At 42.5% G+C, this 24067-nt stretch carries 25 protein-coding genes; 9 read left to right on the top strand and 16 right to left on the bottom strand.

Annotated elements, in window-relative coordinates; genetic code table 11:
* Nucleotides 1-502 precede the first annotated feature (502 nt).
* From P2A85_RS15900 to holA, 15 genes are all read right to left on the bottom strand, one after another.
* The gene (locus tag P2A85_RS15900) at nucleotides 503-946 is read right to left on the bottom strand and encodes a hypothetical protein (RefSeq protein ID WP_377473706.1); all 444 of its coding nucleotides are present in this window, start codon (nucleotides 944-946) and stop codon (nucleotides 503-505) included.
* Between the two features lie 332 nt (nucleotides 947-1278).
* Nucleotides 1279-1428, bottom strand: coding sequence for a hypothetical protein (locus tag P2A85_RS15895; protein ID WP_377473704.1), 150 nt, complete (start codon nucleotides 1426-1428; stop codon nucleotides 1279-1281).
* A gap of 78 nt (nucleotides 1429-1506) precedes the next feature.
* Complete coding sequence (locus P2A85_RS15890; protein ID WP_377473702.1) at nucleotides 1507-3495, bottom strand: hypothetical protein; 1989 nt, start codon at nucleotides 3493-3495, stop codon at nucleotides 1507-1509.
* Between the two features lie 90 nt (nucleotides 3496-3585).
* Nucleotides 3586-4161: a hypothetical protein gene (locus P2A85_RS15885; RefSeq protein WP_377473700.1), complete on the bottom strand. Its 576-nt coding sequence runs from the start codon at nucleotides 4159-4161 to the stop codon at nucleotides 3586-3588.
* Nucleotides 4162-4228: 67 nt separating this feature from the next.
* Nucleotides 4229-5500 carry a hypothetical protein gene (locus P2A85_RS15880; protein WP_377473698.1) on the bottom strand — a complete coding sequence of 424 codons (1272 nt, stop codon included), beginning with the start codon at nucleotides 5498-5500 and terminating at the stop codon, nucleotides 4229-4231.
* 27 nt (nucleotides 5501-5527) lie between these two features.
* A complete protein-coding gene (locus P2A85_RS15875; protein ID WP_377473696.1) occupies nucleotides 5528-5956 on the bottom strand; it encodes a hypothetical protein in 429 nt (142 codons plus the stop codon).
* 431 nt (nucleotides 5957-6387) lie between these two features.
* On the bottom strand, nucleotides 6388-6921 hold the full coding sequence (locus P2A85_RS15870; protein ID WP_377473694.1) for a hypothetical protein: 534 nt from the start codon (nucleotides 6919-6921) through the stop codon (nucleotides 6388-6390).
* A 76-nt stretch (nucleotides 6922-6997) separates the two neighbouring features.
* Complete coding sequence (locus P2A85_RS15865; protein WP_377473692.1) at nucleotides 6998-7906, bottom strand: hypothetical protein; 909 nt, start codon at nucleotides 7904-7906, stop codon at nucleotides 6998-7000.
* 90 nt (nucleotides 7907-7996) lie between these two features.
* Entirely contained in the window at nucleotides 7997-8602 is a 606-nt protein-coding gene (locus P2A85_RS15860; RefSeq protein WP_377473690.1) for a hypothetical protein, read from the bottom strand.
* A 42-nt stretch (nucleotides 8603-8644) separates the two neighbouring features.
* Complete coding sequence (locus P2A85_RS15855) at nucleotides 8645-9256, bottom strand: hypothetical protein (RefSeq protein WP_377473688.1); 612 nt, start codon at nucleotides 9254-9256, stop codon at nucleotides 8645-8647.
* A gap of 504 nt (nucleotides 9257-9760) precedes the next feature.
* A complete protein-coding gene (locus tag P2A85_RS15850) occupies nucleotides 9761-10513 on the bottom strand; it encodes a hypothetical protein (protein ID WP_377473686.1) in 753 nt (250 codons plus the stop codon).
* A 522-nt stretch (nucleotides 10514-11035) separates the two neighbouring features.
* Nucleotides 11036-11998, bottom strand: coding sequence for a PEP-CTERM sorting domain-containing protein (locus P2A85_RS15845; protein WP_377473683.1), 963 nt, complete (start codon nucleotides 11996-11998; stop codon nucleotides 11036-11038).
* Nucleotides 11959-12579: a hypothetical protein gene (locus P2A85_RS15840; RefSeq protein WP_377473681.1), complete on the bottom strand. Its 621-nt coding sequence runs from the start codon at nucleotides 12577-12579 to the stop codon at nucleotides 11959-11961. Before P2A85_RS15840 ends, P2A85_RS15845 begins: the two co-directional genes overlap by 40 nt.
* A gap of 23 nt (nucleotides 12580-12602) precedes the next feature.
* A complete protein-coding gene (locus P2A85_RS15835) occupies nucleotides 12603-13424 on the bottom strand; it encodes a hypothetical protein (RefSeq protein WP_377473679.1) in 822 nt (273 codons plus the stop codon).
* A 648-nt stretch (nucleotides 13425-14072) separates the two neighbouring features.
* Entirely contained in the window at nucleotides 14073-15050 is a 978-nt protein-coding gene (gene holA, locus P2A85_RS15830) for a DNA polymerase III subunit delta (protein WP_377481528.1), read from the bottom strand.
* Nucleotides 15051-15318: 268 nt separating this feature from the next.
* Between holA and P2A85_RS15825 the strand changes: the two genes are divergently transcribed.
* Entirely contained in the window at nucleotides 15319-16104 is a 786-nt protein-coding gene (locus P2A85_RS15825; RefSeq protein WP_377473677.1) for a DUF1868 domain-containing protein, read from the top strand.
* A gap of 162 nt (nucleotides 16105-16266) precedes the next feature.
* Nucleotides 16267-17583, top strand: coding sequence for a precorrin-6y C5,15-methyltransferase (decarboxylating) subunit CbiE (cbiE, locus tag P2A85_RS15820; RefSeq protein WP_377473675.1), 1317 nt, complete (start codon nucleotides 16267-16269; stop codon nucleotides 17581-17583).
* A gap of 149 nt (nucleotides 17584-17732) precedes the next feature.
* Here the strand turns inward: cbiE and P2A85_RS15815 are convergent, their stop codons facing one another.
* Nucleotides 17733-18611 (bottom strand): type II CAAX prenyl endopeptidase Rce1 family protein, encoded by an 879-nt coding sequence (locus P2A85_RS15815; RefSeq protein WP_377473673.1) that lies wholly within the window; start codon nucleotides 18609-18611, stop codon nucleotides 17733-17735.
* Nucleotides 18612-18751: 140 nt separating this feature from the next.
* Here P2A85_RS15815 and P2A85_RS15810 point away from each other — a divergent pair, with 140 nt between their 5' ends.
* From P2A85_RS15810 to P2A85_RS15780, 7 genes are all read left to right on the top strand, one after another.
* On the top strand, nucleotides 18752-20248 hold the full coding sequence (locus tag P2A85_RS15810; protein ID WP_377481524.1) for a glycosyl hydrolase family 57: 1497 nt from the start codon (nucleotides 18752-18754) through the stop codon (nucleotides 20246-20248).
* 20 nt (nucleotides 20249-20268) lie between these two features.
* Nucleotides 20269-20562 carry a hypothetical protein gene (locus P2A85_RS15805; protein ID WP_377473671.1) on the top strand — a complete coding sequence of 98 codons (294 nt, stop codon included), beginning with the start codon at nucleotides 20269-20271 and terminating at the stop codon, nucleotides 20560-20562.
* Nucleotides 20563-21107: 545 nt separating this feature from the next.
* The gene (locus tag P2A85_RS15800; RefSeq protein WP_377473669.1) at nucleotides 21108-21665 is read left to right on the top strand and encodes a hypothetical protein; all 558 of its coding nucleotides are present in this window, start codon (nucleotides 21108-21110) and stop codon (nucleotides 21663-21665) included.
* 75 nt (nucleotides 21666-21740) lie between these two features.
* The gene (locus tag P2A85_RS15795) at nucleotides 21741-21992 is read left to right on the top strand and encodes a hypothetical protein (RefSeq protein WP_377473667.1); all 252 of its coding nucleotides are present in this window, start codon (nucleotides 21741-21743) and stop codon (nucleotides 21990-21992) included.
* A 304-nt stretch (nucleotides 21993-22296) separates the two neighbouring features.
* Nucleotides 22297-22920, top strand: coding sequence for a hypothetical protein (locus P2A85_RS15790; protein ID WP_377473664.1), 624 nt, complete (start codon nucleotides 22297-22299; stop codon nucleotides 22918-22920).
* Nucleotides 22921-22930: 10 nt separating this feature from the next.
* Entirely contained in the window at nucleotides 22931-23575 is a 645-nt protein-coding gene (locus tag P2A85_RS15785) for a hypothetical protein (RefSeq protein ID WP_377473662.1), read from the top strand.
* Between the two features lie 57 nt (nucleotides 23576-23632).
* Nucleotides 23633-23776, top strand: coding sequence for a hypothetical protein (locus P2A85_RS15780; RefSeq protein ID WP_377473660.1), 144 nt, complete (start codon nucleotides 23633-23635; stop codon nucleotides 23774-23776).
* Nucleotides 23777-24067: the final 291 nt, after the last annotated feature.

Here is a 24067-nt window from a genome sequence, read left to right as displayed (position 1 = left end):
GCTATTTTTTAGCGTGATGATTAGTTGAATAATCGCAAAGCAATACGAAGCCAGCTACTAAAAGTAGCGCCAACCTCTTGCTTCAATCCTGATGTTCTGGATTGTCACGTTGAAAACAATAAAAACTGTGGCAGTAGCGCCTACGCTAATTTAAAAGAAGTTTGCTGAGATTATTTCCAAACATTATCACAGTATCAAAGCTCACCACAATCCGAACATTTACTGAATTGAGTGGCATCCAGAGAACGAAATCAGATTTTACCTAGTAATATTATCTACGCCTGAAGGAAGATTTAAGAGAAAATCTTGACTTTGGCAGCTAAAAACTTTCAATGGATACTGTTTTTAGTGGGAAAGTAGTAAACTAAAAAACGCAATAAATACCTCATCGCGTTCCTTAAGTGGTGGAACACAATTAATTACACAAAATTTTGGCTACAAGCCTTCCTCCGTAAAGAAGCTGTATGTAATTAATTCTGTGCGATTACTTATTACCAAATCATCAGCGAAAAAACCAGAACCACACCGCCGCACCAATTATCATCAGCCAAAACAACTTTCTACAACTCCGACTCGACTCTCCGGGATATTCAACCAAAGTATATTTGTAATATCCCAACACAGGCTCACAATCATTCTTTTTGGGTGCAGGAGTCGGCCAAGTACGGGTAGATGACGGCCAATAATCGTCTGGTATACTCTGCCGTCTGCTGGGCAGATAACCGTAAGTTAAATTCAGCTTGGAACGAGGCGGTAAGCGTTCTTGAAGAGCAAGTTCCTTCTTTGTTACCTGCACAAACTCCGACTTCAGTTCCCTGGTGTGATGAGGCCCAATTGTGCGACTACAACTGATACAAAACTGATTGCAAGTCAGCTTGAGAGGGTGAGGACAGTGAGATTGGTCGCAGTAATTCTTTTTGCTGGGGTGTTTTTGACCGTAGTTCATAACTATTCATTAGATTTCCCTGATTAATGAATTGATAGCTAACACTTGAACTGATGCACTAAAATTACCATAAACATTTAGATATGGATACAGGGTTTATACGGAGCTTTTTGGGATTCACTTTGTATCCGAAACTTAGGCTTAACTAGAGATTTTTCTGTTAGGAAGAAGTTAAATAGACACAATCTTCACAAAGAGAGAAATTGTGTCTATTTAACACTTATTGTCCTGGACGCATTGTAACGGTTTAACAAGGCTTTGAGATTACTTTACGACCTTCGCTCTTACAGAAAATCGGTACGTAAGTGAGCCCTGACTTGCGATGCTAATACTTAGAATTCTGCGAAAACTTTCTTGCCACCACCCAACAAACCCTGCGCTGCCTCTAACATACTCTCTGGAACATCTTTCAAATCTTCGCGACTTGCTAGATAAGTTTTCAAAGCATCTAATTGTTCCGATGCTGAGGGTGAAGGCAGCAATTATCGAGCATCGGCTGTTTCCCCAGGGGTTGACAAGGATGATACTGAGAGTAAATAGGATGGTGTAGAGGGTTTTCATTACTCTTGGTTTTTCCGGTTTGTGAGTCTTTTAATTACAGGCAATATAGCTAGAGCAAATAGCGTTCCTAATCCGGTGGTTGGTTCTGGAACGGCTTCTGCCGAGAGTGCATCATCGTCGGTATTTTGAGCTGAGACTTTTGGAGTTGTTGCGGTGAGAGTATCGTCAAGATACGATAGTTCTGGGTCTTCCAGTAAGTCGGCGCTGATTCCTGCTAAATCTACTTGGTTAGAATTGTTATCCTCTGAAGATAGTTCTGGGTCTTGAAGTAAATCGGCACTAATGCTTCCTATATCTGCGTTATTTTCATCGTTTTCTGTTGAAGATAATTCTGGGTCTTCAAGTAAATCACGACTGACGCCAGCTAAATTTACTTGCTTTTCATTGTTGTCTGTTAATGATAATTCTGAGTCTTCAAGTAAGTCGCTGCTGATGTCGGCTAAATCAACTTGGTTTTGATTGCTGTGTGTTGATGATAGTTCTGAGTCTTCAAGTAAATCACGACTGACGCCAGCTACCTTCGCATTGTTCAAATTGCTGGAAGTTGATGATAGTTCTGAGTCTTCGAGTAAGTCGCTGCTGATTGCTGCTAAGTAGTCAGTGTTAGCTTTGCTACCGCTCTCAAAAAGTGACCTTGAACGCAAGTTCGTCGCATTACCTTTTGATATCGCAGAAAGGGGAGCCGCCTGAATCGGACGCCCACCTGGACGGGTTGCTGGCGAACTGGGCTTGGGTAAGGGTGAGGATGATGTAATAGTTGTTGATGTTGAGACAACGACAGTTGATGATGTTGACCCTAGTGGAGATGAGGTCCAAGGTGTCGAAGTCCAAGGTGTCGAAGTCCAAGGTGTTGAAGTCCAAGGTGTTGAAGTCCAGGGTGTCGAAGTCCAAGGTGTCGAAGTCCAAGGTGTCGAAGTCCAAGGTGTTGGTGACGGGCTTGGTCGAGGTGTTGGCGATGGTATTGGTCTGGGTGTTGGTGATGGTATTGGTCTGGGTGTTGGCGATGGTATTGGTCTGGGTGTTGGTGATGGTGATACTGCTACATAGCCTATGCCACCGCCGCCGCTAGCACTACTAGCGACAGGTTCACCTAAGTTGGGTATCTTAGGTATGGATGGGATGGGAATGGGAAACGGGATTGGCTTTGGAGTTGGAATTGGAACGGGAACGGGAACCGGTACTGGCTGTTTGCGACGACGAGTTACTTTGTTTTTCCAGCCCCACCGTATTCCGTTGTAAATCCTAACGTTCGTTTCCGTAATAGTTAGTTGGTTTTTATCTTTTCTGCTGAATGTCTCTATGTCAGCTAAGTAAGCTTCAGCAATCCAATAATGCTCGTTTAGGGGATCTTCTCTATAGCTTCTGTCTGCCAATCTTTCGGTACTTCCTGGATAGAAAGGGGTGTTTTCACGGCCTACATTGTCAAGGTATTTTGACACTTTATTGTCATGTTGCTTCACATGAGCCGGGTGGTTAGTGTTTACCCACTGAATCCAACGAAGGTCTCGTGTTGTATCACCTCTACCTCGCCGGTAATTCAACTCAATCCCAGCTCCCACTCCGGTTGAAACAGGTGGATTAGGTGTTGTTACATTTGGTAGATTTGGATATTTACAGGGAATATTGAAAGTACAAGCATAATAGTTTAATACTTCTACATTTCCTCTTAAGTCTTTATCCGCTTTAGTAAAATTCCAAATCTGTGTACGACCGGAATTATTATAAGCTGATATCCTATAAGCCTCTAACAGATTTTGCAAAGTTATCGTCCCGCCACGTGGCATTTCTGTTATTTTATATGGATCCAGTCTGGTGTTGATAGTTATTTCTTCATTCCCTTGCATATAAGTGACAGACTGAGTTGGAAGGTATAAATCTCGCGCTCCTTTTGCTACAAAACTCAGGCTGAAACCCATAGCCTCTTGACTCATGAATGTAACTAATAAGGGTGTTGCTAAAAACATTACGATCGTTTGTGTTGTCGCCATTATGTATCCTCAATCAGTTATGTTTATACGAAGTGCTAATTATCAGGCGTAAATCCTTAATTAGATTCATTTTTACTTTTTGGTTACTGGTTACACTATGCAAAACTCTATGAAAGGGGTAAAAACTTGCCCCATCCATACCATTTTTAAGCACTGTTTATCTATTAAATCGTCATAGCAGTTTACTTCCTCATTAGTTACTTCGTATTTGAATCTAATCGAATAATTACCCGTAGATGGTAGATGAAATTTCCAATGTTCACGGTTGGTAAAAGGCATAAAAAGCCTTAAATCTCTATCCTGCTTTCTTTTTTTTGGATGTCTTCGCTCCCAATAACACTGAGCGGTTTGAGAACAAGTTACAGACTTCCCCGGCATAGTTAAGTGAAGATCGGATGCGTCACGTACTCCTACTCCATCTGCCTGATAACCAGGATTAATATTTTGACCATCTGATGTTATAATTTCTGGAACAAATTGGAAACCACTAAAATAATAGGGAGTTGAAGTATTGTTAGTGATGGAAAAACCTAACACTACAGATGTATGATCGTCTTGCTTAGTTCTTTTTATCGGGACAGTCCACAGACGGTCTGACAGGATTGTTTCAAACCGGATGCCATCTACTTCAACGGCATTTTTGTCACTTGATTCTCCTATGGTCATGATGCTTTTCCTCCTTATTGCTTTATCCTAAGAGTGTGGTAATACTAATTTACAATTCAGGGCTGGGCTATGCTATGCGGAATTCAACAAAGGGAGTATCCACCCACCCAGTCCAAACTTTTTCTATTGGCCGAGTTTGAATCGACTCCCCAGCAAGATTTTTCTTCGATATCGTATCACTCGCATTGTAATACTGGAAGCGGAAGTGATATATACCTGGCTTGAGTTGCTCAAAACCGCAATAGCCACCATATCCGCTAGAGACACCAAGCGAAAATTGGCTATGATTAGTCCAGAAAAGGCTGATATCTGGAAAAAATGTCAGACTTTTTCCAGGTGTGACTAACAGAAAGTCAGATTCTTCAGGCCCTCTCATCCAGTCGTTAGCATAGCCTCCCCCCTTCACCTCACTATCTGGCGTTACCAAGTAAGGGTAAAAACTGCCGTAAAAGCTGAAGTAAAATGGGGTTGGTGTGTTATTGGTAATCCGGATACCAATCTGTACAGATTGGTATGAATTGTCATTCTTATTTGGTAGGGTTAACAATGGCTCTGGTATGAAAGTTTCAAAACGAATACCATCTACTTCCACTGCACTATTATTCAACCCAACAGGTTGAATTAGGTGAAATTTAGCTAAGGGAGTTGCCAACTGATTGCCAGTTACTTCTGTTCCAATTTCTTGTGTAGTCTCAATAAAAGTGACGGGATCTGGGCATAATATTGTCCCAGTAGGAGTTTCATAAATGAATCGAATCTGATAGGCTCCGGGTCCCAAAGTATCAAAAGACCAAGATTGATCGAGGTCAATAGGGATTCCATCGTAAATTGGGTTATGTAATATCAGTTGCAGTGAATTTTGTTGCCAAGACAGTCTTCCCTCCAGAGAGGTGTGTGTCTGCTCTCCGACTCCAACTAAGGAGCCATGATATTCCCCGCTTCCAACTTGCCTATTTATCGGTTCTCTTCGGTGCAGTGCTTGACCAGAGGGCCCGAATATCTCTGGGATTAAAGCACCATAATGTAGGAAAGGAACAGGGGCTTGTGTATTATTGGTAAAGCGAATAAAAAAGCTCAATGGAGCAGTAGCACCTGGCTTGTTTTCGGGGATGGATAGTGCCGCTTTTTCTAGCCATCTGATTTCAAGTAGAAGGCTATTTTCTTTCATTTGAAGGCCATCTTGTTGAAATTTTTTGCTGCGCTTAGATTTTCTAGATGCCATGTTTGTTACCTTTTCAACTTGTGAATTTTCATTGCCAACAGCTTGTATACTTCCATAGGTTACTACCACGATCGCAGAAATTACTAAAGCCAAGAAAAACCGCAAAAAATACTTCATAATTTCGCCCTCTGGATTACCAGAAAATCAGCGGAAAAACCAGAACCAAACCGCCGCACCAAATACCATCAGCCAAAATAATTTCCTCCAACTCCCACTCGACTCTCCGGGATATTCAACCAAAGTATACTTGTAATATCCCAACACAGGCTCACAATCATTCTTATTCGGTGCAGGAGTCGGCCAAGTACGGGTAGATGACTGCCAATAATCGTCTGGCGTACTCCGCATTCTACCGGGCAGATAACCGTAACTTAAATTTAGCTTTGAACGAGGTGGTAAGCGTTCTTGAAGAGCAAGTTCCTTCTGCGTTACCTGCACAAACTCGGACTTCAGTTCTCTGGTGCGATGGGGCCCAATTGTGCGACTACAACTGATACAAAACTGATTGCAAGTCAGCTTGAGAGGGTGAGGACAATGAAAATTGTTGCAGTAATGTTTTTCGCCGTAGTTCATAACGATGCCTTTGATTTCCCTGATTAATGAGTTGACAGACAGACAACAACCTCAATCCTGACTTGGCTATTCTTGGCTTTTCCGGTTTTTGAATCTTTTAACTATAGGCAATATAGCTAGGGCAAATAGCGTCCCTAAGTAGCGCCTACGCTAATTTAAAAGAAGTTTACTGAGATTATTTCCAAACATTATCACAGTATCAAAGCTCACCACAATCCGAACATTTACTGAATTGAGTGGCATCCAGAGAACGAAATCAGATTTTACCTAGTAATATTATCTACGCCTGAAGGAAGATTTAAGAGAAAATCTTGACTTTGGCAGCTAAAAACTTTCAATGGATACTGTTTTTTGCCGTAGTTCATAACTATGCCTTTGATTTCCCTGATTAATGAGTTGACAGACAGACAACAACCTAAACCCTGACTTGGCTATTCTTGGCTTTTCCGGTTTGTGAGTCTTTTAATTACAGGCAATACAGCTAGAGCTAATAAAGTGCCTAATCCGGTGGTTGGTTCTGGAACGGCTTCTGCCGAGAGTGCGTCGTCCTCGGTGTTTTTAGATGAGACTTTTGGAGTTGTGGCGATGAGAGTATCGTCAACATACGATAGTTCTGGGTCTTCCAATAAGTCGGCGCTGATTCCTGCTAAATCTACTTGGTTAGAATTGTTATCCTCTGAAGATAGTTCTTGGTCTTGAAGTAAATCGGCACTGATGCTTCCTATATCTGCGTTATTTTCATCGTTTTCTGTTGAAGATAATTCTGGGTCTTCAAGTAAGTCGCTGCTGATGCCTGCTAAATCTACTTGGTTAGAATTGTTGTCTGTTAATGATAATTCTGAGTCTTCAAGTAAGTCGCTGCTGATGTCGGCTAAATTTACTTGGTTTTGATTGCTGTCTGTTGATGATAGTTCTGAGTCTTCAAGTAAATCACGACTGACGCCAGCTAGGTTTGCATTGTTCAAACTGCTGTCCGTTGATGATAGTTCTGGGTCTTCAAGTAACTCACTGCTGATATTTGCTAGGTCTGTGGCATCGCTATCAATACCAAAAGCTGTGTTGGCTCTGGCAGCGCGAATTGGTGAACTGGGCCGCTGAAAGGGTGAGGGTGATGTTGTAGTAGTTGTTGTTGATGTTGAGATAACGACAGTTGATGATGTTGACCCTAGTGGAGATGAGGTCTAAGGTGTCGAAGTCCACGGTGTCGAAGTCCAAGGTGTCGAAGTCCAAGGCGTCGAAGTCCAAGGTCTCTTGAACTAGGTAGAGTTGCGCTTTGAAATAATTGTTTCTGGTAGCCACATCATTATATGGTCGATCCATAAAGAAGTCTTCACCTGCAACAGTAGAGTTTGGACGGTCGTAGTAGGGATTTTGTTTTCTATTAAAATTATCGATGAAAGGAACACCATGTATCAGAGATGCACCTGCTACATTGCTACCGTAGTTAGCTTGCACCATCTGAATCCAATGAAGTTTACCTTCACCTGGTTGAGGATCGCCCTTTCCTGGATGATACTTTAAGTGAAAAAGAGAGCCTACTCCTCGATAAGTTTCATTTATGTCACTGATAGACGTACTAGCCCCACCACACCCATCCTTAGGACTGCAAGCTTGATAAGTTATTACCTCAAAACTACCCTTTAAGTCCTCTGCGGCTGCATTAAAAGACCAACCAGACCGACCTTGTTCAGACTTAAAAGACGACCATAATGAAAGAGCATTTTTAAAAGTAGACGTTCCACCATGGGGCAGAGGCTCCGACCATAACCCCATATCTATCTCCGTTCTGCTTTCTCGATTCTTATCTATTTGGTAAATAGATTCAGGCCTATAAAACCTGGTAGCACCGGGATTTGGGGGAATAATATTAAAAGCAATACTTGCTCTGCCCGTCAATCCAACTATCAAGAATGATGTCAACAAAACTTGGTTATATTGTCGAAATAACATGGTTTTGACTCCTAGACGTATGAGGTTTAAACGAAATATCAGCTTTTGAGGAGAATCAAATGAAATAGACTCTTTCACTTCAATCTCTATTCAAGAACGCACTAAGCGAAAGTCTACAAAGGGAGTTGATATTTGACCGCTCCAGATATCTAAAGTCGTGTATGTTTCTACAGACTCGTATATTTTAACCATTGATTGCTGGCTGCTATATCTAAGCCGAACTTGGTATGTTTCTAGAGTTAGAGGTTCAAAAGTCAATATGTCACCATTTCCGGTAGTAATTCTCACTCCAAATTTATCTTCCCAAAGCCCAAAAATTTCTGTTTCTGGAAAGAAGGTAATATCCTCTCCGGGCATAACGGAAAGAATATCAGAATTAGAGAGGCAGCTAGCGCGAATCCACCCATCTCCGAATGGAATTAGTCCATCTACTCCCATAATTTCTAGAAACAAGGTGAAATAAAAGCTAAATCTAAGGGGAGTAGATGTATTATTGGTAATCCGAATACCAATCTGCACGGGGATTATAAAGGAGGAGTAGTAAATTGATATAGGTGATAAAAATTTCATTAGGTACAGAAGTTTATGTATTAAATTGTTTTTGGGTATGCTTAAAACTCGCTCTGGTACTAAAATTTCAAAGCGAACACCATCCATTTCCACAGCATTGCTGTCTGCTTCTACAGGTTGAACCAAGCGAAGATTTACAAAAGGGGTAATCAATAGTTCTGACTCGATCTATTCTACATTTGTTATTTCGAGAGGATCTATCTCAGGTATTACTCTGTTTACACATTTGTGTTGATAGATAAACCTAATTTGGTAATTTCCAGGCAATAGTGCCTCAAACAACCAGAAGTTGTGAAGTTTTATCGACTCGAAAAATCCAAACCTAGTAGAAATTTTAAGTGCAAGTAAGTTATCTTCCCAGGCAAGACTTGCGTCGAGCGGGAGGGTTTTTGATTCTCTAGGCTCAACTAACATATAATTAATTTCTCTGGTTTCGTAGCACTCCTGCGATAAGTTTAAGTTCGATATGAATTGAGTCAATCTGCCCGCCCATCCTGTTCTATATCTGTTCGGTTGAACTTCAGATTCTGGCTTTTCGTTAACTAATTGCCGCTGTAATGCTTGACCCTCGGATGTTACAATTTCTGGAATCAAGGTTCCAGAGAGGTTGAAGTGGAAAGACATTGAAGTGTTATTGGTAATATGAATATATAATTCTATAGGAGGCGTGATGCCCGATCTGTTTTCAGGGATGGTTAGCGCCGTAGGGTCAGGCAGCATAATTTCCATATTAATGCCACTTACTTCTATTGCGTTGTTGTTATTTGAATCTATGGTCATGATGTTTGTCCTCTTATTATTGGAAACTATACTCAGGCAGTTGTATTCGTATTCTAGCTGAATTTCATCTGTTCAAATGTATTGCATTTATTCAATTTTTGGGATTTTTTAGATATCATCTTTTCTCCTGATTTCCCTGATTAATGAGTTGACAGACAGACAACAACTTAAACGCTGACTTGGCTATTCTTGGCTTTTCCGGTTTTTAAGTCTTTCTTGAAGAGCAAGTTCTTTTGCATCACCTGCACAAACCCCGACTTCAAATCAAAGGTTGGAAAGGCTTCTATTGTTTGATGGCAATTGATCTAAGACTCGTTACGTGCGAGCTTTTTTAGTTAAGGAGATTGAGATTGGTCGAAGTAATTCTTTTCGCTGCGGTGTTTTTGACCGTAGTTCATAACTATTCATTCGATTTCCGTGATTAATGAATTGATAGCTAACACTTGAAATTATGCACTAAAAATAGCATAAATATTTGGTTCTGAATACCAGGGTTTATGTTTACTACTGAGCTATCCGAAATTTCACAAAGGGAGTAGTAGCTGTACCTTTCCAGACAACTCTGGGTGGCTTTTGTTCTGGGGTAAAATAATGCAGTTCGCCTTCGATTATTATTGAGAATGGTGAGTTATCATTCCAATCGACCTCATCACTCTGATTATCGTAGGTCAATTGAATTTTGTATTCCCCAGGCTGGATATTGTCGAAGTAAAACACATTACTAGAAATGTGACCATACTCCAGTGTAAGTTTACGATTTTTCCAGAATAATTTTACACCCGTTGAAAAATTGACACTATCTCCGGGTTTAGCTAGGACAGAACCAACAGATGCTGGATTCATAGAAAGGCTCACTGCATAATAATCGCCGACTTTTGTTAGTTCACCGTCAGGTCGGCAAAGAGATAGTTTGATGATTCCAAAACGACCAAACAAAATATTATTTTTGGTCTGATTGGTGATGCGTAGTGTCGGGAAAAATATTGTTTCACCGTCCGGTTTATCGGGAATCCTAAACAGATGTTTTTCCGGTGGTACAGAAAGCGCCTCTTCGGGAATAACGCGGTCTGTTAGTATAGTTTTAAAGTGGACACCATCTATTTCAAAGGCATTGCTATCTGCCAAATCTCTATCTGTCATGCTTACTAATTTCTCCCCGTTCCAATAGGCAAGTTCTGCCACTATTTTTTGGGGATGGCTAAGTGTCAGTACCCCATAAAGAATTAAAGCCAAGAAAAACCGCAAAAAATACTTCATAATTTCGCCCTCTGGATTACCAGAAAATCAGCGGAAAAACCAGAACCAAACCGCCGCACCAAATACCATCAGCCAAAATAATTTCCTCCAACTCCCACTCGAATCTCCGGGATATTCAACCAAAGTATACTTGTAATATCCCAACACAGGCTCACAATCATTCTTTTTTGGTGGCGGAGTCGGCCAAGTATGAGAAGGTTTTGACCAATAATCGTCTGGTATACTCTGCCGTCTGCTAGGGAGATAACCGTAAGTTAAATTCAGCCTTTAACGAGGAGGTAAGCGTTCTTGAAGAGCAAGTTCCTTCTTCGTTACCTGCACAAACTCAGACTTCAATTCCCTGGTGCGATAATGCCCAATTGTTCGACTGCAACTGATACAAAACTGATTACAAGCTAGCTTGGGCGGGTGAAGACAGTCAAATCTATCACAGTAATGTTTTTCGCCGTAGTTCATAACGATGCCTTTGATTTCCCTGATTAATGAGTTGACAGACAGACAACAACTTAAACCCTGACTTGACTATTTTTGGTTTTTCTGGTTTTTGAATCTTTTAATTACAGGCAGTATACCGAGGGCTAATAAAGTTCCTAATGCAGTAGTGGGTTCGGGAACGGCTGCGGCGGCGAGGGCATCCTCCTCGGCTTTTTGAGATGAAGCTTTTTCGTTTGGTAAGTCGTCGCTGTAAAGGCTTGCTATGTCAGAAACGTCGATGGAGGAAAAAGACATTTCCTGGTTTATATTCCTAGCAGCTAAGGTTCTTATATTCCTAGCAACGTTACTTGAAGATGCAGAAACGCTACTGCGAGAAGGAAGGTAATCTTGATTCATTTTGACAGCTAAGTCATATTTTCCAACTTGAGGATGTGGTGCATTTCGTACACATCCACCACCACCGCTACCGCCGTTACATGGGCCGCCGCTAAAGTCATTACGCCGATCGAAGTTGAAGTCGTTGTAGCCACTCACCTTGAGTTTGAGAGAACCGTCATTGTTTACAGAACTTTTAATCCCTGAACCCCAATTGCTGCCAAACGGCCCACCGTCGTCATTCACCGCAATCAGATTTCCCGATTGGTTAAACGCTCCTAAAATTGTGTCTGGTTTCTTGGGTGGGTTGACACCGGGAAAGTTATTAGTCCAGGCGACAAAAGGTGCTGATGCTTGAAGTCCTGATAGATCAAAAGGGTCAACTTTTCCCGCTCCCAAGGTGCTGGGAAACAAATAAGTGGGTAATTTGTCAACCTTTTTGTACCCGAACTGTTGCTCAACCCGATCGGCATAGTCCTTAGTAAATAATGCACCTTCACTGAAATTCCCAACTTGCGTAGAACCATTTGAACCTAAGAACGAAGACCACGAAAAACCAGCCAAGAAATCATAAGTTTTGTTGCCAAAATCACCGACAAGAAATGTTTTAGCCGTAAAACTAATACCTGGAGAATCTAGAAGTGTGAGTTGCTGTCCTTGGCTAGAAAAGTCCAATTCACTTTGATTGCTATTTGGGGTGTGAAAGTGGGCGGAGATAACTTGGCTGGATCCCATTTGCCATTACCATTTACATCGGTAAATGGTTCGCCTATATCCCATTGTCCGTTGCCATTGGTATCTGTGAATGGTTCATTAAGTAGAAGCAATTTTTGACTACCATCTGGAGTTTGGGCAATAACAGGGGGGTTTGGTACTTCATTAAGATACCAAGGTAGATTATCTGCCCATAAAGTTCCTTGACCGCCGAGTTGAGGATCGATGAATGTTTGGGGAAGTTGATAATCCGGCGAACTATTATTGACGATAATTTGAAGCCAATTGAAATGATCTACTCCTAGGTCTGATGCTAACTGCGTGAGATTCCAGTTATTCTTCGTAACCAGGAAATTACTTTGTAGTGTGGCATTATTATTAATGCTTTTAACATCAATAGAACCAATTTTTTCATTTTTTACTATTACATCAAAACCAATCTGCGCTCCCGAAGTGCTGAGCGGATTCAAAACATTAATTAAGGTGGCTAATCCTCCTAGTTTCACGATTGTCTTGGCGATTTGAGTTAGGTAATTATTCATTGGGCGAACCTCTGCTTATTTGGTTATGGTTGCTGAATCTTATTACAATTTTCTAGCTGATAGTTGCTTAGGTTAAAATTGCAAGAAACCCAAGCTATCCTCTGGTTAATTACAATAGAAACTTCATCAACAACATAGAATTTTGAGTCTTGAGAAAATTCACCTAAACCTCCGTTTAAAAGTTTAGAAAACTCTTCAATCACCTCACACTTTTGAAGATTGAAAATATTTGTAAGTCTCACTGATGATACATACCTGGGTGGATTAATGTAGTCTTCATCACTTAAAGGGACTCTGCTATGAAAACTAACAACCAGAAAACGATCGTTTGGTGAAAACTTAAATTTATCTGGTCCTCCTGCCGGGGAGCTTAACATTTTACATGACAGGCTCATGTCAGGATAAGAGTACAAAAGTATGTGAAAATTTCCGTCCCACAATCTCCAAGTAAAAAACTTAGTTTCATCGTGAGAAAAACCATAGATTCTTTGCGGAAAGCGACGAATTTCTCTACCTGTCGCTAAATCCCAGAAAACAGTATGGTTTATCTGCGAAGCAGCAATAGTCTTGCCACCATTCAAAAGAAAATTCTTCCAAACAACGGCCCGAATATCCATTTGAAAGGTGCGAATTACCTCAGAAGAAATAGCATCTTTGACAGTCACTTTACCCTGTCTATCGCCGCTGACAGAGTAGCGACTGTTTGATACGGTATGCTCTTGTCTTAAATCAGCTATCTTCTCGATTTTCCCCTCGTTATAGGCAGTAACTCCAGGTAAAATAGAGCTTAGTGCTATTGTCACAGAAAAAATTAAAGTCAGTATAAACAGGAAAAAATGCTTCATAATTTCGCCCTCTGGATTACGGAACAATCAGCGCAGAAATCAGAACGTGTTTTTGACCATAGTTCATAACTATTCATTAGATTTCCCTGATTAATTAATTGATAGCTAGCACTTGAACTGATGCACTAAAATTACCATGAATATTTGGATATGGATACAGGATTTATACGGAGCTTTTTGGAATTCACTTTGTATCCAAAACTAAGGCTAAACTAGATATTTCTCTGTTACAAAGAAGTTAATTTTACACAATCTTTATAAAAAAATATGAGTTCCGGCGTTTAGGATTAGTTGTTGTCAAAAGCGTTAAAAGGACTGCTGGAAATGAAATTGGTACTCTGGCACACAAGCTAATTTTACACAATATTCACAAAAGAGAGAAATTGTGTCTATTTAACACTTATGTAATAATATTTACTTATTATTAGGGTGTTGTAAAGGTTTGAGATTGGGAGTTTACTTGCAGAAGAAAGTGAATGGCTTCACTCAGATAACAATTAACAATAGACATCTCCTAAAAAGCAGGTTTTGAACAGGCAGGCGGTGTCCTGAGCCCTTCGACTACGCTCAGGATAAACGCAGTCGTTGGGTCGAAGGGATGCCTGTTCCACAATAATTATGGGAGATGTCTAATTAATTTTTTGCCCGTTAGCGAAACAAGCTGGAAATTTCTATAACTTTGGTTTGGAGGGTTGATTTTTCTTCTCGCCCCCGCTTTAAAGAGGCTTCTAATTCTAGCAGTAAGGGTAAGGTTTTTTGGAGTTTTTCTAAGCTGGCGTTTTTGACTTCTTGGCGAAAGTAGTATACTCGTTTGGGATTGCCGAGGTCTAGAGCTTGAGCAATTTTGTCATCCCGATCGCCCGATTCGATCATTGCTTTCACCCACAGCCAAATCCGAAACTTACCCGTCAATCCTGCCACAATCCTTAATCCAGGCTCGTTGCGGCCGGTTAAACCGGCCAATAAATCCAAGGCTTCCTCGGTATCTCCTTGGCGAATTGCATCGGCTAGCTGGAAAGTATTCTGGGCGTGAGAGTTGACCAATTTGCCCACATCTTCCGGGGTCAAAGGTTGGGTGCGGTTCCCGGCAAATAGTCGCAATTTTTCGAGTTCGCTGTATAACTGTCGAGTGTCGCTACCGATCGATTCTGCCAAAAATTCGATCGCCGTGGCGGTCAACTTTACACCCATTTCCCCGGCGACTTGACGCACCCGCTGAGCTAATTCTTTGTCATTCCAAGGCGGAATCGGCGAAAACTCCCGCACTTGGGCGGACTTGGCAAGTAACTTGGTAGATTTGAGGCGACTGTCTGGTTTTTTGACCGATGTCAACAGCAGCACGGTTGAGTCGGGAATAACTGGCAGAGTCCGTTCCAATTGGGCTAAAAGTTCTGGAGAACATTGTTGGGTGACAGTGGTATTGGCCAGCCAGACAAAACGACTGCCGGTACCAAAGGGTGGTGTCAAAGCTCGATCGAGTCCTTCAACGACAGCCTCGGCGCGATCGGCCATAATCTTGTCATAGTTAAAACTAGCCCAGTTGGGATCGACGGCACTTTGGCGTAAACTGGTCACAGCTTGCCCCATCGCAAACTCGTCTTCTCCCCAAAAAAGGTAAATTTGCATTTCTAGCATAAAGCCACCCCAGAATGGTGTATTATATAAACTTTGTTGGGAATAGTTAAAGATTCTATTCGATAATTTTTACATCTTGCACTATTGTCGAAAATCTAGAATTTAAAAGTTAGGATTTGTGCGATGGTGACAACTTCTGTCACACTCAACAGCACGAAGGAATCTCAAACATAGATTTTTCGCTCTGGGCGCGCAAGTCCTAACAGTTTTCAAGTCGGGTAAGTGCCCAAAGCTATTAATTAGCACGAGGAAATGGAGATTGGACGATACTTATCAAGCTTATGTAAATAGGGTAGCGCGACTGACGCTGCTGGACTCCTACAAGTCCCAAGTAGAGCACATCCAGGAATCTCCCAAGTTTAAATTGGACGAAACTGGTGTCAAAGTTGCCGTGCCTTTTCCCGGCTATTCGGTGATTACGCCACCGGCGGGGGAAGATGGAGAAAATGCAGCACTCTATGAGAACTTGCACTCTTGTCAACAACGGCTATTGCAGGAACTTCATCCGGGTTCCTTGATCCCACTACCTCCCGATAGCTTCCATGTAACGGTGGCAGATTTGATTTGGAGCAGTGCTTTTCAGGATGCCTCGGATAAAAATCCTGAATTTGAGCTGCAATTGCGATCGCGCATGGCCGATGGTTTTGAAGTTGCAAAACCAGTCCAGGCTGGCGGTACTTCCATTCGTTGGATAGTGCTGGGTTTTATGGTAATGACTAGAGCTATAGGTGTTTGTGTTGCACCGACGGACGAAAACTCTTACAAGCAAATTCTAGAGTTGCGCCGATCGATCTATCAAAATCCCGATTTAATTGGTTTGGGAATTGAACAGCAATATCACTTTACAGCACACATTACCCTGGGCTATTTCGGGGACACCGGGCCCAACCTAGACCGCGATCGCCTGTGTGCTTTGCTGTCGGAGTTAAACGATCGATGGCTGGACACGCCGCAAGAACTCTCCGTACACCGAGCCGAACTGCGGAAGTTTGACGACATGAATCGCTATTATCGGGAACCAGACTGGCCTGTTTTTGAGTTTTAACCAACGGGGAAGGAAGGGAGAGGGTTGATTTTCCCCCTCTCCCATTCTCCCCATTGTCCATTAAATGGTTTAATTATTTGGGCTTGGCAACAAATTCCAGTACAAAAATATAATTAATCAGGAAAAATTAGCTAGTCTAGTTTTTTGATTTTTGCTGAAAAAGTGACAGTACACGTAGTTGGTATAGGTTTAGATGGAGCTGCTGGGCTGAGTGCATCGGCACGGCAGGTTGTAGAAATGGCCGCTCTGCTAGTAGGGAGCGATCGCCATTTAAGTTATTTTCCCCAGGAATCCTGCGAGCGCTGGGTGTTAGAAGATTTGAACACCGTAATTCTAGAAATTCGGCGTTGGCTGGCATTAAATGCGAATCTAGAGCCAGATAGAGAGACTTTTTCACAGCCCTCTAGAGCCTCGGAGCAACACATTGTAATTTTGGTGGCGGGCGACCCCCTGTTTTACGGCTGGGGAAAGTTGTTAATTGCTCAATTACCAGCAGCAAAATTGATTTTTCACCCCCATGTCAGTTGCGTGCAGTTGGCTTTTAATCGCTTGCAAATTCCTTGGCAAGATGCACACTTTGTGGGTTCCCAGGGACTTTATTTTGAGGAATTGACGGCAAAACTTAAACTCGGTGTCGAGAAGATTGCGGCGCTAGTGGATGAAATTCACACTCCGGCTGCACTGGCAAATTTGGTGCAAGCTCTAGATTTGCCTACACGCTACGAATTTTGGGTTTGTGAAAATTTGGGGTCTACGAACGAGCGGGTGGGGTCGAGACCTCTGTCAGCTTTGCTGGAAGAGTCTTTTGCACCCCTGAGTGTGGTGGTGATGCTGCGGGAGTCCCAGATGGAGGCGGCATCTTTGGATTTGGAAAAGTTGCCTTTGTTGGGTATACCGGATGGGGCTTTTATTGGTTGTGGCGATCGCCCTGGTTTGACGGTAGAACGGGAAGTGCGGGTGTTAGTATTAGCGCAATTGGCTTTGCAACGAGAACAGGTGGTTTGGGATGTGGGTGCTGGGAATGGCGCTGTGTCGATCGAAATTGCTCGCTTATTCCCCCAGTCTCAGGTTTATGCGATCGAACAAACAGTTTCTGGTACCTCTGCGATCGAATTCAACTGCACCCGTTTTCGGCTGCAAAATCTGCTCTCGATTCACGGCACCGCCCCGGAAATCTTGCACCGCTTGCGTCCTCCGCACCGAATTTTTATTGGCTGTAGTGGCCCAGGATTGACTAAAATTTTGGGTGTTTGCGCCCTGCGGCTGCTCCCTGGGGGTTCCATCGTGCTAGTTTTGGATGTTTTGGAAGATATTGCTACTGTGTTGAGCTGGATGGGCGATCGGGTGCGTCGGGAGCCCCACTGGAGTTATCGCATTGTGCAAGTGCAGTTATCGCGTTCTTTGCAGGGAGTAAATTTGACTCGTTTCGATTCCTTGCGGCCAGTTTCGATAGTTACCATCGATCGCCTTTTAGATTAATCTGGAATGATTTAACCGCAGATTTCAGCAGATTTACAAAAACCCAGTTTCTCCCTCTTATCTTCCTCTTTCCCCCCTTGGGGGGGGGGCAGGGGGGGGTCGCCCTCTGTGGTTAAATCATTCCGATACAACCAAATTTGCCATAAATCCTAGCCGATTCCTTTTTCCATCACAAATAGTACAGTTCCTGTTGTTAGTAATAACATAATTCCGGCCGCACCAGCTAAGGGTTTTTCGGCTATTCCTGTAATCCATTCAGGAACCCTTTGGCTAGGCTTAATTAGTTGAGCTGTATCGACGATGGTTATCCCCCAAATCCAGCCTGCATGGAGTCCGATCGCCATACCTAAACTACCATTATCTACGGCGCGAGCTAAGGCTAAAACCATCCCCATCAGCCACAACCCAGGAAGTTGAGGTATGGTTTCTTTAGGGGCCCAGATCAGGTGGGCGATCGCGAAAATGAAACTGGCGATCGCTGCTGCTATGATTATTGAGTAATCTTGTTGCAGTAAATTTGGCAAACAGCCGCGAAAGATTAACTCTTCTGTGGCACTAATCCACAGTGCTAACAATAAAATCAGGAGAGTAGAAGGGTTGAGAATTGCAGCCCAAGGATTAAGGATTTTTTCGCTAGTTTTGGTTTCAACTTCGCTGTTTTGTAGTTCGAGCCAACCCCAAGTTAATTGTAACCCAAATAAAATGGCTAAGCTGACTACCCCTAATCCTAATCCTAGGAGTGCAGAGATTAAGGTTGTGGGTTGCCAAAACAAACCCCAGTCGGCAAATGACACGCTTTCTATCCAGGTTGTCGCCCATAAAATGAAGGGGACTAGGAGGTAGAGGGAGGCTACTAATGGTAGTTTTTTGTTTCCCAAGGGTTGGGGTGGTTGCCATTTCAGGGCGATCGCGACCATAATGGCGATCGGCAACCATAGACAAGTCCAAGTTAAGAAAAAAACCATTACTTTCACAAGTGCTGGTATGGACGGCGACAGCAGTCGCAGGTTAGTTAGACTGTTCCACATTTAAGCATTTTTGCGATCGGTTAAAAACAGAATAAAATCCAGGATAAATGCTTTGGCAGGCAGATTCTGCTACCCTTAAATTTTACCGCTATTTTAGCAATAGCAGACAGTACCGCTCCACAAATATTGAGGAAAGTTTTATGCCTGCGATCGCACAATCTCCCAATTCACCCATTTTACAAGAAATCAACTCAGGATTACCCAATATTTGCGGCCATGAAGCAGAAATTAGTGCCGCAGCCAATAGCAACGAACCAGTCTTTCTACCTACCACAAATCTGCGCCTCGAAAACATTCAAGCCGGATTCGCTTGCGCCCTCCATATGCACCAACCCACAATTCCGGCTGGTGCAAACGGCGAACTAATCTGCAATCTTCAGAATATGTTTGAACATCCCAACCAAGGAGACAATCACAACGCCGGAGTCTTCGCTTGGTGCTATTCCCGCATGGGAGAATTCATTCCCCAACTGATTGCTGAAGGTTGCAACCCGCGCATTATGCTTGACTATTCGGGCAATTTATTGTGGGGATTGCGCCAAATGGGACGTGACGATATTTTTGATAATCTCAAGCGCATTACCTGCGATCCACAATATCAACCTCACGTAGAATGGCTGGGGACAATGTGGAGTCATGCCGTTATTCCTTCGACTCCCATTCCCGACATCAAACTCCACATTCAAGCATGGCAACATCATTTTGCCGCCATTTTTGGCATCGATGCCCTAAAGCGCGTCAAAGGTTTTTCGCCCCCAGAAATGCACTTTCCCAATCATCCTGACACGCTTTATGAATACATCAAAGCTTTGAAAGAATGCGGCTACCGCTGGCTGATGGTGCAGGAACATTCTGTAGAAAATATTGATGGTTCGGGATTGTCCCAAGACCAAAAATACATTCCCAACCGTTTGATGGCGCGCAATTCTCACGGCGAAACCATCAGTATCACGGCTTTGATTAAAACCCAAGGTTCTGATACAAAATTGGTCGGTCAAATGCAGCCGTATTATGAAGCGAAAGGACGGAATAAACAGCAAATTGGCAATATTACAATTCCTTCTTTAGTCACTCAGATTGCTGATGGCGAAAATGGCGGCGTGATGATGAATGAATTCCCCAGTGCTTTTATGAAAGCTTGGCACGAAAACCGGGAACAAGGTGGCGGAAAATCTGGTGTTGTCGGTTTAAACGGTACTGAATATTTGGAGATAATTGAGGCTGCGGGGGTTAATCCTGATGATTATCCGATTTGTCAGGGGATTAACCAGCACAAAATCTGGCAATTAGTGGATCCTGATAGTACGACACCGGAAAAGGTGGAAAGTGCGATCGGGCAACTCAAGCAAACAGACCACAATTTTCACATGGATGGTGCTTCTTGGACAAACGATTTGAGTTGGGTGAAAGGCTACGAAAACGTCTTGGAACCGATGAATCAACTCAGCGCAGCATTTCACCAAAAGTACGACCCGTTGGTACAACAAAATGCCGCCGTTACCAAGCAGTTTGAATACCAACAAGCTTTGCTTTACAATTTGTTAGTTCAAACAAGCTGTTTCCGCTATTGGGGACAGGGAACTTGGACTGATTATGCGCGGGAACTTTACAACCGTGGTGCTGCTTTAATGAAGTAGGAAAAGTTGGTAATTGCGGTGTGGGGAAAAATCCGGTTTCTTTGGTCTGTGTGCGATCGGATTACTTCAGCTTTTATGGCAGTTTTTACCCTGAACTTATAATGCCAGATGGTAAGGTACAGCGAAGAGGCTATGCTAACGACTGGATGAGAGGGCCTGAAGAATCTGACTTTCTGTTAGTCACACCTGGAAAAAGTGTGACATTTTTTCCACATATCAGCCTTTTCTGGACTAACCATAGCCAATTTTCGCTTGGTGTCTCTAGCGGCTATGGTGGCTATTGCTCTTTTGACCAACTCAAGCCAGGTATATAGCGGTTCTCAGATAAATGAGGTATACAGAAACCCTGTATTGTCAAGCTTTCCAGGGCAAAATTCGTACCTCACCTTTTTGAGAAAGGCTATATATCACTTCCGCTTCCAGTATTACAATACGAGTGATACCATACCGAAGAAAAATCTTGCTGGGGAGTCGATTGAAAGTCGGCCAATAGAAAAAGTTTGGACTGGGTGGGTGGATACTCCCTTTGTTGAATTCCGCCTAGCCCAGCCTTGAATGGCGAATCACTATTTCTTTTCGTTTAATTTGCCCAATAGGTGAAAACAATGCAATTCAGAGTATTTTTCTTATTATCTACAAAACTCAAAATTTATCTGAAATCTTCATTCTGGCGTAGCTAATATTACTATGTAAAATTTAATTTCGTTCTCTGGATGTCACTAAAGTCAGTAAAATTTCGGATTGTGGTGAGCTTTTATGTTGTGATAAAATTCGGAAATAATTTTAGCAAACAAGTTTTAAATCAGCTCCGGCGCTACTGCCACACTCTTAGGATAAAGCAATAAGGAGGACAGACATCATGACCATAGAAGAATCAAGTGATAACAATGTCGTTGAAGTTGATGGCGTCCGGTTTGAAACTTTAGTCCCAGAGCGAGAGCTAACAATCTCAAATATCAAGGGTCTTAAAAACTCCGTACAGTTTGGGATTCGCATTACCAACAATTCCTCAATATCCTATCGGTTTATTTGTTTCCATTTGTCTCCAGAACTAAAACGAGCAGATGGGGAATTAATCGAACGAAGCTATGCTAGGAATGCAACCAAAACACCGACAGAATCAGACTTTTTATTACTTCTCCCACAAGAACATTTGACGTTTTTTATAAATGCCAAGTTCTGTTGGCGTGGCTTCCAGCTTGGACTTACAGGCTATGACGGTAGTGGTGGAGTTTGGACTTTGTGCAATTTGAAACCAGGTATATATAGTGTTCGGTTTACTTATGAAAATCACTCTCAAACAGGAAAAATTGATGGAGGTATGACACCCTGGAGATTTTTAGAACCTCTGTGGACAGGCATGGTTTCTACGTCTTATGAAGAATTTCGTATAGTGCAGCCAAGATCCGAATTTTAGTCACAGTTACTATTTGTAGATGATTTCCGAAAAAGCTGCTCTCTTTTTAACTATTAACTTGTGAGGCTCAAAAAAATGGTATTACGACAGTATCCTTTAGCTTTGTTCACAACAACACTTTTTATCACACTCACAACTCAGCCTGGGGTTGCGTTTACTATTAAGTCCTTAAATCCTCCAGACTACTATGTCCCCTACACTCTGGGAGATGCCGAGGGTGCGGCTTGGATAATTCCACCTACTACTATTAAAGCAGTAGGAACGCTATTTGCTCTCGCTGTATTGCCTGTAATTAAAAGATTCAAAAACCGGAAAAACCAAGAATAGTCAAGTCAGGGTTTAGGTGGTTGTCTGTCTGTTAACTCATTTTTCCCACATAAAATAGTATGCTTAGAAACTTTTTATCTACAAAACTCAAAATTTATCTGAAATCTTCCTTCTGGCGTAGCTAATATTACTATGTAAAATTTAATTTCGTTCTCTGGATGTCACTAAAGTCAGTAAAATTTCGGATTGTGGTGAGCTTTTATGTTGTGATAAAATTCAGAAATAATTTTAGCAAACAAGTTTGAAATCAGCTCCGGCGCTACTGCCACATTCTGAGGATAAGGAAATAAGGAGGACAAGCATCATGACCATAGAAGAATCCAGTGACAACAATGCCGTTGAATTTGATGGCGTCCGGTTTGAAACAATCCTGTCAAACCCCGTATTGAGTATCCCCGTAAAAAAAGCTAATTCAAATGGTTATACCTCTGTAGAGTTAGGGATGAAAATTACCAACGCTACTTCGATCCCTCTTTACTTCAGTCGATATACAACATTAATTCCAGAACTGCTGAAACCGGACGGTCAAATAATAGAGTGGGGTAGAGCTAGTAATTGGGTTAGAGGGCTATCGGCATCGGATTTTCTTTTAGCCTTGCCAGGAGAAAGTGTGACTTTCTTTCCAATTACTGTCCTTTGTTGGATCGAAAATAGTAATAGTATCAGTGTCGCCAGCACCGTCACCCTCACCTTGGACTCCATCAACTTTCCCAACACCTACACCTTGGGTAACATCTCCACTGGGGTCAACATCATCAAGTGTGGTTGTCTCAACATCAACAACTACTACTACATTACCCTCACCCAGCCCGCCTCGGGCCCCAAGTCCGCCTCGGGCCCCAGCACCCAGCCCGCCTCGGGCCCCAGCACCGAGTTCGGGTGGGCGTCCGATTCGGGCAGTTTCCATTTCTGCGATACCAAACCGTAATGCGGCGAACTTGCGTTCAAGCTCGCTTGTTGAGAGCAGTAGCAAAGCTAACACTGACTACTTCACCGACATCAGCAGCGACTTACTCGAAGACTCAGAACTATCATCAACAGACAATAGTTTGAACAATGCGAACCTAGCCAGTATCAGCAGTGACTTACTAGAAAATCCAGAACTATCATCAACAGAAAGCAACGAAAACCAACTCAATTTAGCAGACATCAGCAGCGACTTACTTGAAGACTCAGAATTATCTTCAACAGAAAGCAACGAAAACCAACTCAATTTAACTAGCATCAGCAGCGAATTACTTGAAGACCCAGAACTATCATCAACAGAAAACGATGAAAATAACGCAGATATCGGAAGCATCAGTGCCGATTTACTTGAAGACCCAGAACTATCTTCAGAGGATAACAATTATGACCAAGTAGATTTAGCAGGCATCAGTGCCGACTTACTTGAAGACCCAGAACTATCGTACCTTGACGATACTCTCACCGCAACAACTCCCAAAGTCTCAGGTAAAAATACCGACGACGACGCACTCTCAGCAGAAGCCGTTCCCGAACCTACTACAGCATTACGAACTTTACTAGCTCTAGCCGTATTGCCTGCAATTAAAAGACTCAAAAACCGAAAAAACAAAGAGTAATGAAAACCCTCTACACCCTGCTTATCAACCCCACAGGAAGCAGCCGGTGCCCGATAATTGCTGCCTTCACCCTCAGCATCGGAACAATTAGATGCTTTGAAAACTTATCTAGCAAGTCGCGAAGATTTGAAAGATGTGGCCGAGAGTATGTTGGAGGCGGCGCAGAATTTGTTGGGCGGCCGAGAGGAAGTTTTGGTCTAATTTTAGGTATTGGCATCGCAAGTCAGGGCTTACGTGCGTACCGATTTTCTGTAAGAGCGAAGGACTCAACACAAGTCTCAAAGCCTTGTTAAACCGTTACAATGCGTAAGCCCTGATAAGTGTTAAATTGACACAATTTCTCTGTTTTGTGAAGATTGTGTAAAGTTAGTTTGTGTACCAGAGTGCCAATTTCATTTCCAGCAGTCCTCTTGACGCTTTTGACAACAACCGATCCTCAACGCCGGAACTCAGATTTTTTTTATAAAGATTGTGTAAACTTAACTTGTTTGT

The sequence above is a fragment of the Microcoleus anatoxicus genome, from assembly GCF_042465725.1.
Classification (GTDB): Bacteria; Cyanobacteriota; Cyanobacteriia; order Cyanobacteriales; family Microcoleaceae; genus Microcoleus; species Microcoleus anatoxicus.
This window is presented reverse-complemented; position numbering and strand designations above follow the sequence as displayed.

What these genes read in the sequence shown, in the direction of transcription:
- P2A85_RS15800 (WP_377473669.1), top strand. Translation starts at nt 21,108, where the DNA reads ATGACCATAGAAGAATCAAGTGATAACAATGTCGTTGAAGTTGATGGC.
- P2A85_RS15900 (WP_377473706.1), bottom strand. Translation starts at nt 946, where the DNA reads ATGAACTACGGTCAAAAACACCCCAGCAAAAAGAATTACTGCGACCAA.
- P2A85_RS15875 (WP_377473696.1), bottom strand. Translation starts at nt 5,956, where the DNA reads ATGAACTACGGCGAAAAACATTACTGCAACAATTTTCATTGTCCTCAC.
- P2A85_RS15855 (WP_377473688.1), bottom strand. Translation starts at nt 9,256, where the DNA reads ATGACCATAGATTCAAATAACAACAACGCAATAGAAGTAAGTGGCATT.
- P2A85_RS15815 (WP_377473673.1), bottom strand. Translation starts at nt 18,611, where the DNA reads ATGTGGAACAGTCTAACTAACCTGCGACTGCTGTCGCCGTCCATACCA.
- holA (WP_377481528.1), bottom strand. Translation starts at nt 15,050, where the DNA reads ATGCAAATTTACCTTTTTTGGGGAGAAGACGAGTTTGCGATGGGGCAA.
- P2A85_RS15795 (WP_377473667.1), top strand. Translation starts at nt 21,741, where the DNA reads ATGGTATTACGACAGTATCCTTTAGCTTTGTTCACAACAACACTTTTT.
- P2A85_RS15835 (WP_377473679.1), bottom strand. Translation starts at nt 13,424, where the DNA reads ATGAAGCATTTTTTCCTGTTTATACTGACTTTAATTTTTTCTGTGACA.
- P2A85_RS15840 (WP_377473681.1), bottom strand. Translation starts at nt 12,579, where the DNA reads ATGAATAATTACCTAACTCAAATCGCCAAGACAATCGTGAAACTAGGA.
- P2A85_RS15810 (WP_377481524.1), top strand. Translation starts at nt 18,752, where the DNA reads ATGCCTGCGATCGCACAATCTCCCAATTCACCCATTTTACAAGAAATC.
- P2A85_RS15885 (WP_377473700.1), bottom strand. Translation starts at nt 4,161, where the DNA reads ATGACCATAGGAGAATCAAGTGACAAAAATGCCGTTGAAGTAGATGGC.
- P2A85_RS15850 (WP_377473686.1), bottom strand. Translation starts at nt 10,513, where the DNA reads ATGAAGTATTTTTTGCGGTTTTTCTTGGCTTTAATTCTTTATGGGGTA.
- P2A85_RS15790 (WP_377473664.1), top strand. Translation starts at nt 22,297, where the DNA reads ATGACCATAGAAGAATCCAGTGACAACAATGCCGTTGAATTTGATGGC.
- P2A85_RS15880 (WP_377473698.1), bottom strand. Translation starts at nt 5,500, where the DNA reads ATGAAGTATTTTTTGCGGTTTTTCTTGGCTTTAGTAATTTCTGCGATC.
- P2A85_RS15890 (WP_377473702.1), bottom strand. Translation starts at nt 3,495, where the DNA reads ATGGCGACAACACAAACGATCGTAATGTTTTTAGCAACACCCTTATTA.
- P2A85_RS15865 (WP_377473692.1), bottom strand. Translation starts at nt 7,906, where the DNA reads ATGTTATTTCGACAATATAACCAAGTTTTGTTGACATCATTCTTGATA.